Origin of the sequence: Novosphingobium arvoryzae (genome assembly GCF_014652615.1) — a bacterium.
Lineage (GTDB): Bacteria > Pseudomonadota > Alphaproteobacteria > Sphingomonadales > Sphingomonadaceae > Novosphingobium > Novosphingobium arvoryzae.
This window is the reverse complement of sequence record NZ_BMZD01000003.1, coordinates 162,149-178,297: the sequence shown is the minus strand read 5'-3', so window position 1 is coordinate 178,297 and position 16,149 is coordinate 162,149. Positions and strand designations below refer to the sequence as shown.

13 protein-coding genes are annotated in these 16,149 nt (G+C 67.1%); 4 read left to right on the top strand and 9 right to left on the bottom strand.

The annotated features are described in order from the left end of the window. Positions 1-35: 35 nt before the first annotated feature. Positions 36-725: a transcriptional repressor LexA gene (gene lexA / locus IE113_RS07385; RefSeq protein WP_189540014.1), complete on the top strand. Its 690-nt coding sequence runs from the start codon at positions 36-38 to the stop codon at positions 723-725. Between the two features lie 21 nt (positions 726-746). On the opposite strand, the gene IE113_RS07380 is transcribed toward lexA, so the two are convergent. Further along, the gene (locus IE113_RS07380; RefSeq protein WP_189540012.1) at positions 747-3,047 is read right to left on the bottom strand and encodes a ComEC/Rec2 family competence protein; all 2,301 of its coding nucleotides are present in this window, start codon (positions 3,045-3,047) and stop codon (positions 747-749) included. A gap of 28 nt (positions 3,048-3,075) precedes the next feature. Here IE113_RS07380 and gltX point away from each other — a divergent pair, with 28 nt between their 5' ends. Further along, a complete protein-coding gene (gene gltX, locus IE113_RS07375) occupies positions 3,076-4,506 on the top strand; it encodes a glutamate--tRNA ligase (RefSeq protein ID WP_189540010.1) in 1,431 nt (476 codons plus the stop codon). Positions 4,507-4,536: 30 nt separating this feature from the next. Then, positions 4,537-5,820, top strand: a complete 1,284-nt coding sequence (locus IE113_RS07370) for a citrate synthase (protein WP_189540008.1) — start codon at positions 4,537-4,539, stop codon at positions 5,818-5,820. Positions 5,821-5,981: 161 nt separating this feature from the next. Here IE113_RS07370 and IE113_RS07365 read toward each other — a convergent pair whose 3' ends face one another. The 4 genes from IE113_RS07365 to IE113_RS07350 all read right to left on the bottom strand — a co-directional run bounded on the left by IE113_RS07365 (position 5,982) and on the right by IE113_RS07350 (position 10,014). Then, positions 5,982-7,421, bottom strand: coding sequence for a sensor histidine kinase (locus IE113_RS07365; RefSeq protein ID WP_189540006.1), 1,440 nt, complete (start codon positions 7,419-7,421; stop codon positions 5,982-5,984). 6 nt (positions 7,422-7,427) lie between these two features. Next, entirely contained in the window at positions 7,428-8,387 is a 960-nt protein-coding gene (locus IE113_RS07360) for a hypothetical protein (protein ID WP_189540004.1), read from the bottom strand. 23 nt (positions 8,388-8,410) lie between these two features. Further along, positions 8,411-9,595, bottom strand: a complete 1,185-nt coding sequence (locus IE113_RS07355) for a hypothetical protein (protein ID WP_189540002.1) — start codon at positions 9,593-9,595, stop codon at positions 8,411-8,413. 116 nt (positions 9,596-9,711) lie between these two features. Further along, positions 9,712-10,014, bottom strand: coding sequence for an Hpt domain-containing protein (locus IE113_RS07350; protein ID WP_189540001.1), 303 nt, complete (start codon positions 10,012-10,014; stop codon positions 9,712-9,714). A gap of 143 nt (positions 10,015-10,157) precedes the next feature. Here IE113_RS07350 and IE113_RS07345 point away from each other — a divergent pair, with 143 nt between their 5' ends. Further along, on the top strand, positions 10,158-12,704 hold the full coding sequence (locus tag IE113_RS07345; RefSeq protein WP_229822192.1) for a coiled-coil domain-containing protein: 2,547 nt from the start codon (positions 10,158-10,160) through the stop codon (positions 12,702-12,704). A 9-nt stretch (positions 12,705-12,713) separates the two neighbouring features. Here the strand turns inward: IE113_RS07345 and IE113_RS07340 are convergent, their stop codons facing one another. From IE113_RS07340 to IE113_RS07325, 4 genes are read right to left on the bottom strand one after another with little or no spacing between them, the layout of a single operon-like run. After that, positions 12,714-12,989, bottom strand: coding sequence for a DUF1467 family protein (locus IE113_RS07340; RefSeq protein WP_189539997.1), 276 nt, complete (start codon positions 12,987-12,989; stop codon positions 12,714-12,716). A gap of 4 nt (positions 12,990-12,993) precedes the next feature. Beyond that, positions 12,994-14,628: a ribonuclease J gene (locus IE113_RS07335; protein ID WP_189539995.1), complete on the bottom strand. Its 1,635-nt coding sequence runs from the start codon at positions 14,626-14,628 to the stop codon at positions 12,994-12,996. A gap of 7 nt (positions 14,629-14,635) precedes the next feature. Continuing rightward, positions 14,636-15,415 carry a type III pantothenate kinase gene (locus tag IE113_RS07330; RefSeq protein ID WP_189539993.1) on the bottom strand — a complete coding sequence of 260 codons (780 nt, stop codon included), beginning with the start codon at positions 15,413-15,415 and terminating at the stop codon, positions 14,636-14,638. Positions 15,416-15,429: 14 nt separating this feature from the next. Continuing rightward, on the bottom strand, positions 15,430-16,149 hold the full coding sequence (locus IE113_RS07325) for a biotin--[acetyl-CoA-carboxylase] ligase (RefSeq protein ID WP_189539992.1): 720 nt from the start codon (positions 16,147-16,149) through the stop codon (positions 15,430-15,432).

Here is a 16,149-nt window from a genome sequence, read left to right as displayed (position 1 = left end):
TTACCGCGCATCGTTTGCAAAGGAGTGATGCGCGCATGCTGACCCGCAAGCAGCACGAGTTGATCCGCTTCATCCAGGTCCGCCTTGAGGAAACCGGCGTGTCCCCCTCGTTCGAGGAAATGAAGGAGGCGCTGGACCTCAAGTCGAAGTCGGGCGTGCACCGCCTGATCTCCGCGCTGGAGGAACGCGGCTTCATCCGCCGCCTGCCCAACCGCGCCCGCGCGCTCGAAGTGCTGCGTCAGCCCGAAGACGTCGGCACCAAGGCTTCGCCGCGCGCCGCGAACGTCAACAGCGCCGCCGCCGTGGTGCGCCCGCCGGAAGCAAAGCCCGCTCCGGCCAACGACGTGATCGAGATCCCGCTGCATGGCCGCATCGCCGCCGGTGTCCCGATCGAGGCGCTGGAAACCTCGGCAACCCTGCCGGTCCCCGCCGCGCTGCTCGGCGCGGGCGAACATTACGCGCTGGAAGTCTCCGGCGATTCGATGATCGAAGCGGGCATTCTCGATGGCGACTACGCCCTGATCCGCCGCACCGACAGCGCCCGCGACGGCGAAATCGTGGTGGCGCTGGTGCGCGGCGAGGAAGCGACGCTGAAGTATCTGCGCCGTGAGAACGGCAAGGTCCGGCTCGATCCCGCCAACGCTGCCTATGAACCGCAGATCTACAGCCCCGGCGAAGTGCTGGTGCAAGGCAAGCTGGCGGGCCTGCTGCGCCGCTATCACTGATCCGGGACGATCCCGCCCGGTTTACGAAGCGCCCGTAGCCCCCGCTGCGGGCGTTTTCGCGTCTGGTCCGGTTTCAGGTTGATCCGCTTGTGGTGCGGGTGTGGACCCCGGCGGTACCGGGCCGCGCAGTTGCGACGGATAGGCAGTGCGGGGGCTCCACCAGCCATGTTGACCCTGGCTCTGCGCCACGCCGCGCACGCGGTGGGCCGCCAGGTCAATCGTCAGTCCCCCGCTGCGATCCAGCATGCGCCGGTCCGCTTTCAGCCAGCGCGGGCGGCAGCTGCGCGGCAGGTAACGGTCCGAGATCACGATATCGACCCGCTCACAGGCGGCGGCAAGCTCGCGCTCGGCCACCAGGTCCATTCCGCGCGTCATCAGCAGGTTCCACGCTTTCCCGTCCCGCACCAGCCGGATCGCGCAGAAATCGCGGTTGCAGCGCGCTCCCGGCCAAGCCGTCAGCGGCCGGGTATCGCCGTCCATCCCGGCCAGTTCGGTCAGATTGTCGCGCGCAAAGTCACTGCGCGATTCGCGCAGGACCAGCAGCGCACCAGGCACTTCGCCGGTAATGCCGACATGGCGCCCGTCGCCGGAAATCAGCACGTCTGGCGGCGCCAGGGCGGTCAGCAGCATGGCACCTGCGGCCGCTGGCACCGCGCCCAGCAGCCGGACCCTGCCACTCCACAGCGCCAGCCACAGCCCGCCCGCCACGAACAGCGCAAAGGCCCCCTCCCCCATCGCCGGCATCCGGCTGACCGCGCCCGGCATGGCCGCCGTGCCGTGCGCCAGCGCCAGCAGGGCCTCCAGCGACTTGCCCGCCAGCCACCAGAACGCCCCCCCCGCTCCGAACAGGTCGAACAGCAGCGCCACCGCAATCAGCGGCATCGACAGGAACGTGGTTAGCGGGATCGCAACCACGTTGGCCAGAGCGCCGTAAACACCGGACTGGTGAAAGTGAAACAGGCCGATGGGCATCAGGGCCAGCTCGATCACCAGGCCGGTGGCGGTCACCGCGGCGAGGTTGCGCAGCAGCCGGGTCCACCAGGGCTCGTCGCGCGGGGCCATGAACGCCCGCATGCGCGCCGTTCCGTGCAGCGCGATGATCGCCGCCACGGCCGCGAAGCTCATCTGGAAGCTCGGCCCCGCCAGCGCTTCGGGCCAGAACAGCAGCACTACGAACGCGGCCACGGCCAGCAGCCGCAGCGAGAGTGGCTCACGCCCCAGCGCCAGCGCCGCCAGGACCAGCAGCGCACCGATGCAACTGCGCACGGTCGGCACCTCCGCCCCGGTCAGCAGGGTATAGCCGACCCCGGTTATCGCGCCGACCGCGGCGGCAATCAGGGGTATGCGCACCCGCAGCGCCAGCCAGGGCCACAGCCCCAGCAGCCGGCTGGCCAGGAAATAGGCCGCGGCAATCATCGCGCTGACATGGAGGCCGCTAATTGACAGCAGGTGCGTCAGCCCGGCGTGCCGCATCGCGATTTCGTCGGCTTCGGCAATCGCGCCGCGATCCCCGCTGGCAAAGGCCGCCGCAATCGCGCCGGGCGAACCATCCAGATTCGCGCGGACATGGGCCGAAAGGGCGCGCTGGGCCGCGCGCAGGGGGCTGACCTGCCCGGCAGGGGCGATCACGGTGACGTCTCCCAGCACACTGCCGGTAGCCGCGAGCCCGGAAAACCAGGCCGCCCGGGCGAAATCATAGCCGCCTGGCAACATCGGCGGCGCCGGCGGCATCAGCCGCGCGCGCAAGCGCAACCTGGCGCCCTCCGCGATGGCCGGCGCGTCACGCTCCAGCGGCAGATTGATCCGCACCCGGATCGCGCGCCCGCTCTCCGGCTCACGGGTCGCCAGCAGCAACCGTACCCGCCCTTCCGCCGGTTGTTCGACCCGGTCCAGCACAGTGCCCGTCAGCACGGTCACCATGGGGCGCTCGATTGGCCGCGTTCCCACCAGTTCGGACTTGGCCCAGACCAGCATGCAGCCGCCCGCCAGCATGATCGCCAGTGCGATCACGGCCTGCCGCAGAAAGGGAAAACGACCATCCGGACGCAGGGCTGCCATGGCGGCCAGCACCGTTGCACCGCAGGCGGCCAGCAGGCCCAGCCACTGCCACCGGTTATCCAGCAGGAACCATGCGGCGATCCCCGCCCCGAATGCCACCACCAGCCACGGCGCACGGTCGAAGCCGCTGCGTTCAAGGAATTGCTCAAGGCGCGCAAGTGCGCTTGCCAAGTCGGCGCGGTTGCGCCAAGGGCTATGCTGCAATGCAGCGCCGTCAGGCGGCTCGTTGCCCATGGGGATGGTTGGCGGCGCGCTGCTGGCCATGCCCGCAAATGACAGGATGGAAGGGTCAATGGCAAGCACAAGCGTAACTGGCGGAGCAGCGGCGGACGGTCGCGGCGTCGTGACGCGGTTTGCCCCCTCGCCCACCGGCTACCTGCATATCGGCGGTGCCCGCACCGCGCTGTTCAACTGGCTGTTCGCCCGCCACCATGGCGGCAAGTACCTGCTGCGGATCGAGGATACCGATCGCGCCCGCTCGACCGAGCCGGCGATCGAGGCGATTTTCGACGGGCTGGAGTGGCTGGGCCTGGGGGGTGACGAGCCGGCCGTGTTCCAGTTCTCGCGCTCGGACCGTCATGCCGAAGTCGCTCACCAGCTGCTCGCGGCTGGCCACGCCTATCGCTGCTACCTGACCCCGGAAGAACTGACCGCCCGCCGCGAAGCTGCCCAGGCGGAGCGTCGTCCGTTCCGCATCGTCAGCGAATGGCGCGATGCCGATCCGGCGACCTGGCCCGAAGGCCAGCCCTATGTCGTCCGGATCAAGGCCCCGCGTGAGGGTGAGACGGTGATCGAGGATCTTGTCCAGGGCACGGTCACGGTCGCGAATGCGGAGCTGGACGATTTCGTGCTGCTGCGCTCCGACGGCACGCCGACCTACATGCTGGCCGTCGTCGTCGACGATCACGACATGGGTGTGACCCACGTGATCCGGGGTGACGACCACCTCAACAATGCCTTTCGCCAGTTGGCGATCATCGACGCGATGGGCTGGCCGCGTCCGGCCTATGGCCACATCCCGCTGATCCACGGATCGGACGGGGCCAAGCTGTCGAAGCGCCACGGCGCGCTGGGCGTGGACGTGTATCGCGATGAGCTGGGCATCCTGCCGGAAGCCATGTTCAACTACCTGCTCCGACTGGGTTGGGGCCACGGCGACAACGAGATCATCAGCCGCGAACAGGCGATCGCCTGGTTTGATATCGACCATGTCGGCAAGAGCCCGTCGCGGTTCGACATCGCCAAGCTGCAGAACCTCAACGGGCATTACCTGCGCGAAGCCGACGATGCCCGGCTGGCCGAACTGGTCGGCGCCCGGATGACGGGATCGGTCGATCTGGACCTGCTGGCCCGCGCGATGCCCGTGCTCAAGGTCCGCGCCAAGGACGTGAACGAACTGGCCGCCGGGGCCGCGTTCCTGTTCGCCCAGCGCCCGCTGACGCTGGAGCCCAAGGCGGAAGCCCTGTTGACCGACGAGGCGCGCGCGCTGCTCGGCCAGATCAACGCCCGGCTGGCCGCGCAGGACGACTGGTCGCTCGAAGCGCTGGAAGCCGCGCTCAAGGCGATGGCGGAAGAACTGGGCCTTGGTCTGGGCAAGCTTGCGCAACCCCTACGGGCCGCGCTAACGGGGCAGTCAACCTCCCCGGGTATTTTCGATGTGCTGGTTCTGCTTGGGCGGGACGAAAGTCTGGCGCGGATTGCCGCGCAGGCAATCGCCGCCTAAGGACGAAACAGTTTTTATGGAGTGAGACAGGTGGGCAATCAGGTGAAGCTGAGCACCGGCAGCGGTGAGTTCGATTATCCCGTGCTTTCGGGCAGTGTCGGTCCGGATGTGGTCGATATCCGCAAGCTTTACGCCCAGACGGGCATGTTCACCTATGACCCCGGCTTCACCAGCACGGCCAGCTGCGAAAGCGCGCTGACCTATATCGATGGTGACGAAGGCGTCCTGCTGCACCGTGGCTATCCGATCGGCCAGCTGGCCGAACATTCCAGCTTCATGGAAGTCAGCTACCTGCTGCTGAATGGCGAGCTGCCCAGCGCGGACGAACTGGCCAAGTTCGAGAACACCATCACCCGCCACACGATGCTGCATGAGCAGCTGTCGACGTTTTATCGCGGGTTCCGCCGCGATGCGCACCCGATGGCGATCATGTGCGGTGTGGTCGGCGCGCTCTCGGCGTTCTACCACGACTCGACCGACATTTCCGACCCGACCCACCGCAAGATCAGCTCGCACCGCCTGATCGCCAAGATGCCCACCATCGCGGCGATGGCATACAAGTATTCGGTCGGTCAGCCGTTCGTCTATCCGGACAACAAGCTGTCCTACACCGGCAACTTCCTGCGCATGACCTTCGGCGTTCCGGCCGAGGAATATGAAGTGATCCCGGCGGTCGAAAAGGCGATGGACCGGATCTTCATCCTCCATGCCGACCACGAACAGAATGCCTCGACCAGCACCGTGCGCCTCGCCGGTTCGTCGGGGGCCAACCCGTTTGCGTGCATCGCGGCCGGCATTGCCTGCCTGTGGGGTCCGGCGCATGGCGGCGCGAACGAAGCCGCGCTCAACATGCTCAAGGAAATCGGCACGCCCGACAAGATCCCGCACTACATCGAGCGCGCGAAGGACAAGAACGATCCGTTCCGCCTGATGGGCTTCGGCCACCGCGTCTACAAGAACTACGACCCGCGCGCGACCGTCATGCAGAAGACCGTGCGCGAAGTGTTCGATGCGCTGAAGGTCACCGATCCGCTGTTCGAAACCGCGCTGCGGCTTGAAGAAATCGCGCTGAGCGATCCCTACTTCATCGAGAAGAAGCTGTTCCCGAACGTGGACTTCTATTCGGGCATCATCCTCTCGGCGATCGGCTTCCCGACCACGATGTTCACCGCCCTGTTCGCGCTGGCGCGCACTGTGGGCTGGGTGGCGCAGTGGAACGAAATGATCTCGGACCCCGGCCAGAAGATCGGCCGTCCGCGTCAGCTCTACACCGGCCCGACGCAGCGCGATTACGTGCCGATCGGCCAGCGCTGATCGTGAAGGCCCTGTGGCTGCCGATGGGGTAGCCGCAGGGCTGGCCGGCCATGCTCAACCTGTTGCGAGTCGTCCATTACGCCCTTGCCCTCGTGGCAATCGCGGTTGGAATAAAGTGGATCGCCAGAGGGCTTGGCTACATCGATTGAGGAACCAACGGCTCAGCCCCCGGCTGGGCCGTTTTCCGTTGCGGCATCGTGACCGGTGGTTGGTGCCTGCGCCAGGAGGTCGGCGGGCACTTCCAGGATGAAGCGCGCGCCCTGCCCCGGCGCGCTCTCGACGCCCAGATCGCCGCCCATTGCCCGGGCCAGACGGCGGGAAATGTAGAGGCCCAGGCCAGAACCGCCCTCATCGCTGCGCCCCAGGCGCTCGAACTTCTCGAACACGCGGGCCTGCTGGTCCGCATCCAGCCCCGGCCCCTGGTCCGCCACGATCAGCCGCGCCCGCGCGCCGGCATCTTCCAGCCTGATCCAGATCTGCGAATTGTCGGGCGAATAGCGGATCGCGTTGCCGACAAGGTTGAGCAGCACTTGCAGCACGCGGCGGAATTCCGCGATGGCCGGCAGATGCTCGCCCAGACGCGGCGCATCAATGGTGATCCCGCGCTCCTGCGCCCGCACCGCCAGAATGCCGGCAGCGCGGCGGGCGACGTCGGCCAGGTCGATCCGGTCCGGCGCGGTGTTGAAATCTTCCGATTCGACGACTTCCAGGTCGGCCAGATCCTCGACCAGCGCCAGCAGATGCTGGCCTGCCGCGGCGATATCGGCGGCATACTGGCTGTATTCATCGGCCAGCGGCCCGGCCAGCCGAGTGCGGATCGTCTCGGCGTTGGCAATGATGCGGGCGATCGGCTGGCGCAGCACCGGGGCAATGTCGCGCCCGACCAGTCCCGGCCCGTTCTGCGGCATCACGTTGGCCGGCAGCACCGCCGACTGGCGCGGCGCGGCGGCCAGCGGCTGTTCGGCCGTGAGGCAGAGCTCGAATCCCAGCGGATCGCCGCCGGGCTGCTCCTGCGGGAACAGGCTGGCGCGCCAGGTCCGCTCGGAACCTGGCAGCTCGACCACCGCGCCATCCAGCAGGCGCCAGTGCAGCGGCTGGCGGTGCGCACTGCCGGCGATGGTCACGAAATCCGTCCACGGCCGCCCCGTACCGGCGCGCATCGCCGCGGCGACATCGGCCAGGTCCGGCGCACTCGCATCAACCGACAGGATCGCCTGCTGGCCATCGAGCCGGGCCACGAGTTCCGCCACGGCCCGGTCGATCGCCGCGCGGCGCTCGGCCACGACTTGCAGATCTTCCGGAGGCAGCGGGGCCGCCTGCCAGCTGCGCAACACGATCTGGCATCCCTGCCCCGGTTCGCCCGGCGTGACTTCGACCCACGCGGTGATTGCATCCTGCCCGTCGGTGGCCTTGATCGTCCGCGCCAGCTTCAGTCCGTAGACCCGGGCCTTGCGCACCACTTCCAGCAGTGCCGGGATCGCCACCGTCCCCGGAATTTCACCGCCGCAGCGCCGCTGCAGCCCTGCCAGCGGTTCGTCCGCGCTGGTCAGGCAATCCGCATCGTCGCAGTGTGCAGAAGCCAGGATGGTCGGATCGGACACGTGGTATCAGCTGCCGGGATATGCGGCGGATCGGGCCAGCAGGGCGGCGGCACGGTCTGCCCCCAGCATATCAAAACCTTCCGGCAGGCTGACCTCGGGGTGCAGCGACAGGAACTGCTCCTCCACCGCCTGCGCCTTCAGGCCGGAAGCCCGCAGCGCCAGCGCCAACCGGGCAAGTTGCCCCTCGTTGGTCGAGAGCACCGCCGTATCGCGATTTTGCCCGGATGCCAGCGACAGCGCGCTGAGGAACATGGCCGCGCCCGCATGGGTGATCGACAGCGCCGCACTGGCTCCGCCGCCCATCCCGATGATCAGGCGCTCGATCAGCCCCAGGCGGCTGCGGCTTTCATCGAACTGCACGCGGATCGCGGTTTCGGCCGAAACGCGGTGGATCTCCTCGATCCCCTCCGGCGCCCGCAACGCCTTGAGCGCCGTGTGGAGCAGATCGGCCGGCAACTCGCTCAGCGGCAACTGCATCCGGCGCTGGTTCTGCACGAACCGGGCCTGCGCGGCCAGCAGGGCCATGGCAATCGCGCTGGTTCCACCATCCGGCGACGCGATCAGTGCCTGCACCAGCGGCGACAGCACCGGATCGAGCGCCAGACGCCCCTGCAACCGTTCGGTCAATTGCCATTCCAGGGCCAGGGCATGGGCATGGCTGAGAAACGCGTGATCCGCGATGAACGCATGAACGATGGCGTCGTAATGCTCGCCCGGATGGTCCCGCTGATCAGGATTGCCCGCGGCCGAGGACAGCGCATCGAGCAGTTGCCGGGCGACATCGTGCATCATGCCGCGCACCCGCGCGACGATCTCGTCGCTGAACAGGGAATGGTCATCGTTGGCCAGCAGGTGGCGCAAGATCGGCGCAATCGTGCCGATCAGGGCATCGCCATGCGCCAGATCATCGCTCAACGCGATTTCGACCTGCGGACTGGCCGGAGCGGTGGCAGTATTCTCGTTCATTGCGACGCCATAGCGCGCCTTGGTTAAGGCGGCGTTATCCGCGACTGCAAACTGCTGGCGACAAGCCCGCCCGCGGCAAGTGCCAGCGCAGCGATATGAACCGCCTCACTTCCGGCGCCGGAGGTGACCGCTACGGCCAGCGCGAGGCCAACCAGAGCGCGGTCCTTCAGCCAGACGGTCCAGCGATGGTTAATGGCGCGCGGCAAGAGCCGCAGCAGCGAGAACAGCATGACCGGTGCGAAGAACTGCGACCAGCCCGGCGCACCGGGAACGCGCATCGCGTCCCACGCCAGCAGCAGCACCATGATCGCGTCGATCAGCCACGCATAAGCTGTCCTGCGCCCCAGGCCGATCCGGCCACGGTCCGGCGAATCGCTCTGGATTCTCGCCAGCATCACGCCCGCTTCGCGCAGGATCCAGCCAATCGCGCAGAAGATCAGGCCCAGCGCGACGAACTGGAACCACCCCGCCCCCAGGCCCAGCAGCGCCGCTACTGCCGCAGCGGCAACCACCGATCCCGCCCCGCTCCCGGCATGCAACAGGCCCGGCCCGAAGCTGTGCACCGCCATCCGCGCCAGCCCGCGCGACAGGTTGAGCGGCTCGCCGCCGCCAGACCGCTGCCGGATCCACACCGGCTCAAGCGCATGGGCATCCGCTTCGCCGCGCACCAGGGTCCAGAACGTGCCATCCTGGCCCAACGGCGGCAACAGACGCTGCGGCACACCCGCCTGCAGCGCGATCCGCTGCAGGGCGGAAATTGCATCGCAATCCACCGGCAGTTCCGCGATCCGCTCGACCAACCGGCCCGGCAGACGCATCGCGCCGGCAGCGGCGTGGTTGATGTCGATCCGCTCGAACCCGGCAGCCAGTCCTTGCTCGATCGGCTGCACCAGCACGGCCGGCCCCTGACCCAGCAAGGCGGCCGCCGCCGGAGCGGACGCGAACAGCCCGTCACCAAGCGCAATCACCTCGTCACCGGCGGTGACCAGGCCCAGCAACGCGCGGGCGTTGGGTATCACATGAAAGCTGGCACCGGCCCCTTCGGCATCATGCTGCAATTCGACGATTTCCGGAGCCATCTGGCCAGCCAGACAGACCACTCGCTCTGCCTGCAACGAAAGCGCCAGGTTCAGTTGCTGGCGCGCGACCGTCAGCCCGCCAACCCGCACAAATGCGCGCGGATAGCCGTCCGGGACGGCTGGTTCCATCATCGATAGCAGGGCGACCCGCAGCGTCCTTCTCCGCGCGTTCCGGTAAACAGGCGCGCGTTGTAGAGGCTCGGCCCGGTTGTGCCAAGCCAAACCGCCCTGCGGATCAAATCGGCTCAGGCCGCGGCAAAATCATCCAGAAAGGACTGGATCCGCCGCACGACGGTGGGCTCGCCGGGGGCCGCTTCCAGCGCTTCGTCCGCCAGCACGATCAACGGTTCCGCATGAAAGCTGGCAGCCAGGCCTTTCAGGCGCATGGCAGCCATCTGCCAGTTTCCATCGCAGCGCGAGCGGCGCAGCAGATCGACCTGCCTGCCAAGGCTGTCGATGAAGGCTTGCCGCAACTCGGCAAACAGGGCGGAATCCTCGCCGGCAGCAGCAGCAAGGGTCGCGTCGAGGGCTCCGGATTCGTAGGCCATGCGAACGGTTTAGACCAAAGTGGTTAAACTGGGGTTTATCCACAAGCGGAGCGTGGTAAACTGACGTCATGTCCGGGGGAACACGCATTGTTGCGATCGACGCAGGGGGGGATAATTCCCAACCTGGAGAAGACCTTGCTGTCATGGCGGGTGCCGACGACACCGCAGTGGACGCTGCCGACTGGGACGAGGACACCCCCCATCCACCCCGGCGTGACTGGTTCGGGCTGACCGCCGGCGTGCTGGCGCTATCCGCCGTGATCGGCTGGAGCGTCCTGTTCTTCTCCGTCAATCAGGGCGCGTTGACCGGTGGAGCGCCCCTTGCCCAGTGGAGCATGCTGATCCGGGATTGGGCCATTCCGGTCTTGCTGGTGGCCGTGCTGTGGCTGGTGGCGATGCGCAACAGCCGCCGCGAAGCAAGCCGCTTTGGCGATACCGCGCGGCTGCTGGCAGATGAATCCGCACGGCTGGAACTGCGGCTGACGGCGGTCAACCGCGAGCTCAGCCTGGCCCGCGAATTCATTGCCGCGCAATCCCGCGATCTTGAAGCGCTGGGGCGGATCGCGGCCGAGCGCCTGTCCGAGAACGCCGCGCAACTGGCAAGCCTGATCCAGGACAACGGAACGCGAATCGATACCATTGGCACCGTCAGCGAAGCCGCGCTCGACAACATGGAAAAGCTGCGCAACCAGCTGCCGGTCATTGCCAGTTCGGCCAAGGACGTAACCAACAACATCGGCACCGCCGGGCGCACCGCACATGCCCAGCTGGAAGAAATGATCGCCGGGTTCAACAAGCTCAACCAGTTCGGCCAGGCCAGCGAGCGGCAGGTGCGGCAATTGCGCGAGCTGGTCGAAGCCACGCTTTCGGAATTCACCCGGCAGGCCGAACAGATGGAAGCCATCGCGGCGCAGCGGTTCGCCACGCTCAACGCCAACGGCGCGCAGTTCCGGACCGAACTGGAAACCGCCGAAGTGGAAGCGCTGGCGGCAATCCGCAGCCGGGCCAAGGCGCTGGGCGACGAACTGGAAGCGACGCGCGCGCTGCTCGACACGCACGAGGCGGAAAGCCTGACATCGCTGCGCGCCCGCCTGACGGCCATGCGCGACGAAAGCGCGGCCATCGCCCGCAGCTTGCGCGACGGCGAAAGCGCTGCGACCGGGGCATGGGCAGAAGCGATCACCCGTCTGGAAACCGACCTGCGCGAAGCCATCGACCGGGTCGGGGCGATCGACGAACGGGCGATGGAATCCGCCCGTTCGCGCCTCGCCCAACTGGCCGAAGAGGCCGAAGGGGTCGACCGCCGCATGGCGGAGCGCGACCAGCTGTTCGCGGACGAGCTGGAGCGGCGGCGAACCGAACTGGAAGATCGGCAGGCGCAGTTTGTCACGGCGCTGCAGGCGCAGATGGCCCAGCTGGATGCCGAAATCTCAACCCGCCGGTCCGAACACGAGGCCCAGTCGCGCCAGTTGCTGGAACACGCGGATGCCATTGGCGCGCAACTGGCGACCTTCGCGGAGCGCATGGCCGAAATCGCCCGCCAGGGCGGCGATGCCCGGGCCGAGATCGAGGCAGCCCTGCAGACCCTGACCGACCGTCTGGCCGACAGCCGCAAGGCGCTTTCCGGCACCGACACGGCGATTGCCGGGCTTACCGATAGCAGCGTCCGCCTGCTCGAACTGCTTCAGGCGAGCGTGCAGCAGACCACGCACGACCTGCCCGGTGCCATTGGCATCAGCAGCAACCGGCTGGCAGAACTGGAAGCCCGGGCAATCGAACTGCGCGCAACGCTGGAAGTCGCCGAAAGCCGCGGCGAAGCGCTCCACAGCTATGTCCGGCAGAGCAAGGCCGAACTGTCGGAGGCCGTCAGCGCAACCGACCAATTGCAGCATGCGCTGCGGGCTCAGGGCAGCGAACAGACGGCAACGCTGGCGGAACTGTCCACCCTGCTGACGACGGTCCGGGACGATAGCGAAGCCCTTGCCCGCCAGGCGCAGGGCGAGCTGCGCGAGGCAATTGCGGCACTGTCTGGCGCGGCGCAGGACGCCGTCAGCGGCATCGAAACGATGAGCGCAGACGCCATCGCGAAACTTGCCGCCCGGCTTGGCGAGGAAAGCGGCAACGCCATCGAACAGGCCATGCGCACCCGTTCCGCGGAAATCGCCGGACAACTGGAACAGGCCGCTGCCCATGCTGCCGGGATCAGCCGCGAGGCGGCGGTGCAGCTGCGCGATCAGCTGGCCAAGGTCAACGAGCTGGCCAACAACCTGGAGCGCCGCGTGGCCCAGACCCGCGCCCGCGCCGAAGAGCAGGTCGACAACGACTTTGCCCGGCGGGTCGCGCTGATCACCGAATCGCTCAACTCCAATGCCATCGACATTGCCCGCGCACTGGATGCCGACGTAACCGACACGGCGTGGTCCGCTTACCTGAAGGGCGATCGCGGCGTGTTCACGCGCCGCGCCGTTCGCCTGATCGACAACCCCGACGCCAAGGCGATCACCAGCCTGTACGAAGGGGACCGCGATTTCCGCGATCACGTCAGCCGCTACATCCACGATTTCGAGGCAATGCTGCGCCAGTTGCTGTCCACGCGCGACGGCCATGCGCTGAGCGTGACCCTGCTGTCATCCGACATGGGCAAGCTCTACGTCGCGCTGGCGCAGGCGATTGAGCGCCTGCGCAAATAGGCGGTTGGCTCAGACCCCGGCGAGCTTGCCGACGATGTTGATATCGTCTGTCGTGATCCATCCGTTGACGTAGTTGGCGTAATAGAGCCCGAACAGGATCAGCGACACGACCGTGGTGCGCCGCACGATCTTGCGCGGCTCGAACCGCACCGGGGCGCTGTCGGCCTGGCCGGGGATCTTCGCAACCCCCGCCTCGTCGTGGGTGCGCACCCCGAACGGCAGCACGAAAAACGCGCTCATCACCCAGAACAGCGGGTAGATGACGATGATCGAAGTCCACTGCATTGCATCACACCTCTGGCAGGATCACACGAACCTGGGGCTTCTTGCCGCACCACCGGGTCGCGGCGCGGCGGGCCGCGAGCCGTGCGGCCTCGGTAATCGCTTCACGATCATGGCGCGCCCCGCCCTTCAGCTTGGCCAGCGCGGCCGACACATCCTGCTTCGCTTCGGCCACGAACTCGTCATAATCCTCGTCCAGCGGCAGACCGACGCCTTCGACCTGCGGGCGGCCCTTGCCGTCCAGCACCACGATGACCAGCCCGTTCTGGGCCAGTCGCCGCCGCATGACGATCGCTTCGCCATCAGCCGGAGTGATGATGTCGCCATCCAGCACCAGACGACCGGCGCGCACTTCGCTGAACTTGCCGGGCTTGCCCGGAGCAAGACGCACCAGATCGCCATTGCGCTGGTTCACCGCCTGCTTGATCCCGCAGGCTTTGCCGAACCGGCCCTGCTCCATCATGTGCCGCACTTCGCCGTGCACCGGCACCAGGATCTCCGGCCGGATCCAGCTATAGAGCGCTTCCAGCTCCGGCCGTCCTGGATGACCGGAGACGTGAATGCCGCTCTCGCGGTCCGTCACCAGCTTCACCCCGCGCGCTGCCAGGCGGTTCTGGATGCGCCCGATGGCGATCTCGTTGCCCGGAATCTGGCGGCTGGAAAACAGCACGACATCGCCCGATTCCAGCGAGATCGGATGGTTGTCCTCGGCAATGCGGGACAGCGCCGCGCGCGGCTCCCCCTGTCCGCCGGTGGCGACGATCAGCACCTCGCCGCGCGGCAGGTTCATCGCGCTGTCGAAATCGATCACATCGGGCAGATCGCCCAGATAGCCGCATGACTGTGCCGTGCGGATGATCCGGTCAAGCGAGCGCCCGGCAACGCAGAGCTTGCGATTGCTCGCCCGCGCCACTTCCCCCAGCGTCTGCAGCCGCGCCACGTTCGACGCGAACGTGGTGACCAGCACCCGCTTGCCATGATGCTTCGCCACTTCCGCCATCAGCGCATCGCGCACGCCGCCTTCGGACCCTGATGCCTTGGGGTTGAACACGTTGGTCGAATCGCAGACCAGCGCCAGCACGCCCTGGTTGCCGATTTCGGTCAGTTCCGCAGCGGTGGCGGGCACGCCGACCAGCGGCTCGTCATCCAGCTTCCAGTCACCGGTGTGGAATACCCGGCCATACGGAGTTTCGATCAGCAGCGCGTTGCCCTCGGCAATCGAGTGCGCCAGCGGCACATAGCGGATGCCGAACGGCCCCAACTGGAACGCATCGAGGTGATCGATGACGTTGAGTTCCACTTCCTTGGCGATCCCGGCTTCTTCCAGCTTTTCATTCACCAGCTTGGCGGTGAACGGCGTGGCGTAGAGCGGCACCCCCAGATCGGCGGCAAAGTAAGGCACCGCCCCGATGTGGTCCTCATGCGCGTGGGTCAGCACGATGCCGATCAGGTCCTTGGCGCGCTCCTCGATGAAGTCGAGGTCGGCGAAGACCAGTTCGGTGCCGGGGTATTCGTTGGCGCCGAAGGTCATCCCGAGGTCGACCATCAGCCACTTGCCCTCGCAGCCATAGAGATTGACGTTCATGCCAATCTCCCCGGAGCCGCCGAGTGCGCAGAACAGCAATTCGTTGCCGGGTTTCATATCAATTTTACGCCTTTCGGGCCTTTTCGGCGAGGATCGCCATGCCTTCCAGCGTGAGGTCCGGATCGACCGCATCAAACAGGCTGGTGTGTTTCTGGAACAGGATGGCCAGGCCGCCAGTGGCGATGACCTTGGCCGGACGGCCGATCTCGGCGCGCATCCGCGCAATCAGGCCTTCCATCATCGCGACATAGCCCCAGAACACCCCGATCAGCATCTGATCTTCGGTGTTGCGGCCAATCACGCTATCGCTGCGCGGGCTTTCGATGGCGATCCGCGGCAGCTTGGCCGTGTTGCCGACCAGCGCGTCCAGCGAGAGATTGATCCCCGGCGCGATCGAGCCGCCCTTGTAGGCTCCATTGAAGTCGATCGCATCGAACGTGGTGGCCGTGCCGAAATCGACGACGATCAGGTCGCCCGGATACTTGGCATGGGCCGCAATCGCGTTGACCGCGCGGTCCGCGCCGAGCGAGCGCGGTTCATCGACATCGATCTCCATACCGTAATCGGCCGGCGCCTGCCCCGCGACCAGCGCGGGCACCTTGAAATACTTGTCGGCCAGCACCTGCAGGTTGTGCAGCGCGCGCGGAACGACCGTGGAAATGATGATCTGATCGACCGCCCCGCGCGCGAAGCCTTCGATGTCCATCAGCTGCATCAGCCACACGGCATATTCATCGCCCGTCCGGCGCGGATCGGTGGCGATCCGCCAGCGCGACTTGATCGTGCGCCCTTCGAACAGGGCGAAAACGACATTGGTGTTCCCGACATCGATGGCGAGCAGCATATCCTGTCCCTCAATTAGTCCGCGAGCCGAACCTCGCCCGCGTGGATGGCACGGGTCGTGCCGTCCGCCAAGCGCAGTTGCAAGGCCCCGTCCGGTGCCAGCCCGGCAAATGTGCCGCGCAGTGGCTCCTCACCCGGTTCGCCCACCAGCAGCGGTGTGCCGGGCGGATGCCCCGCCAGTTGCCAGCGCCGGATCAGCGGTTCCAGCCCGAACGTGCGCCAGCGTTCCACTTCGGCGTCGAACTGGCGGGCCAGCGCGGCAGCGAACACATCGCGGTCCGGTGCCGGGCCGAACCGGGCCAGTGCAATCGTCGCGCGATCCGGCAAATCAGGCGCAGCGGCCAGATTGACCCCGATGCCGACGATCACCCCGTTTCCGGCAGCCTCCAGCAGGATGCCGCTCAGCTTCGCCCCGCCAATGAGCACATCGTTCGGCCACTTCAGTTCCGGCCGGTGTGGCGGCGGGATCAGCGGGCTGACGGTATCCAGCACCGCCAATCCGGCGACCAACGCCAGCGTGCCGGGGGGTGGATCACCGGCGCGGCGCTCCACCACGGTCGAACCCATGAAGTTGCCCGCGCCGTCAAACCATTGCCGTCCTTGCCGACCGCGCCCGGCGGTCTGCCGGTCCGCGATCAGCCAGTGTCCCTCGGCAACCAGGGTCCCGGCGGCAATCCGCGCCGCCAGGTCCGCGTTGGTCGATCCGGTTTCGGGCAGGACTTCTAAAGTTGTCAC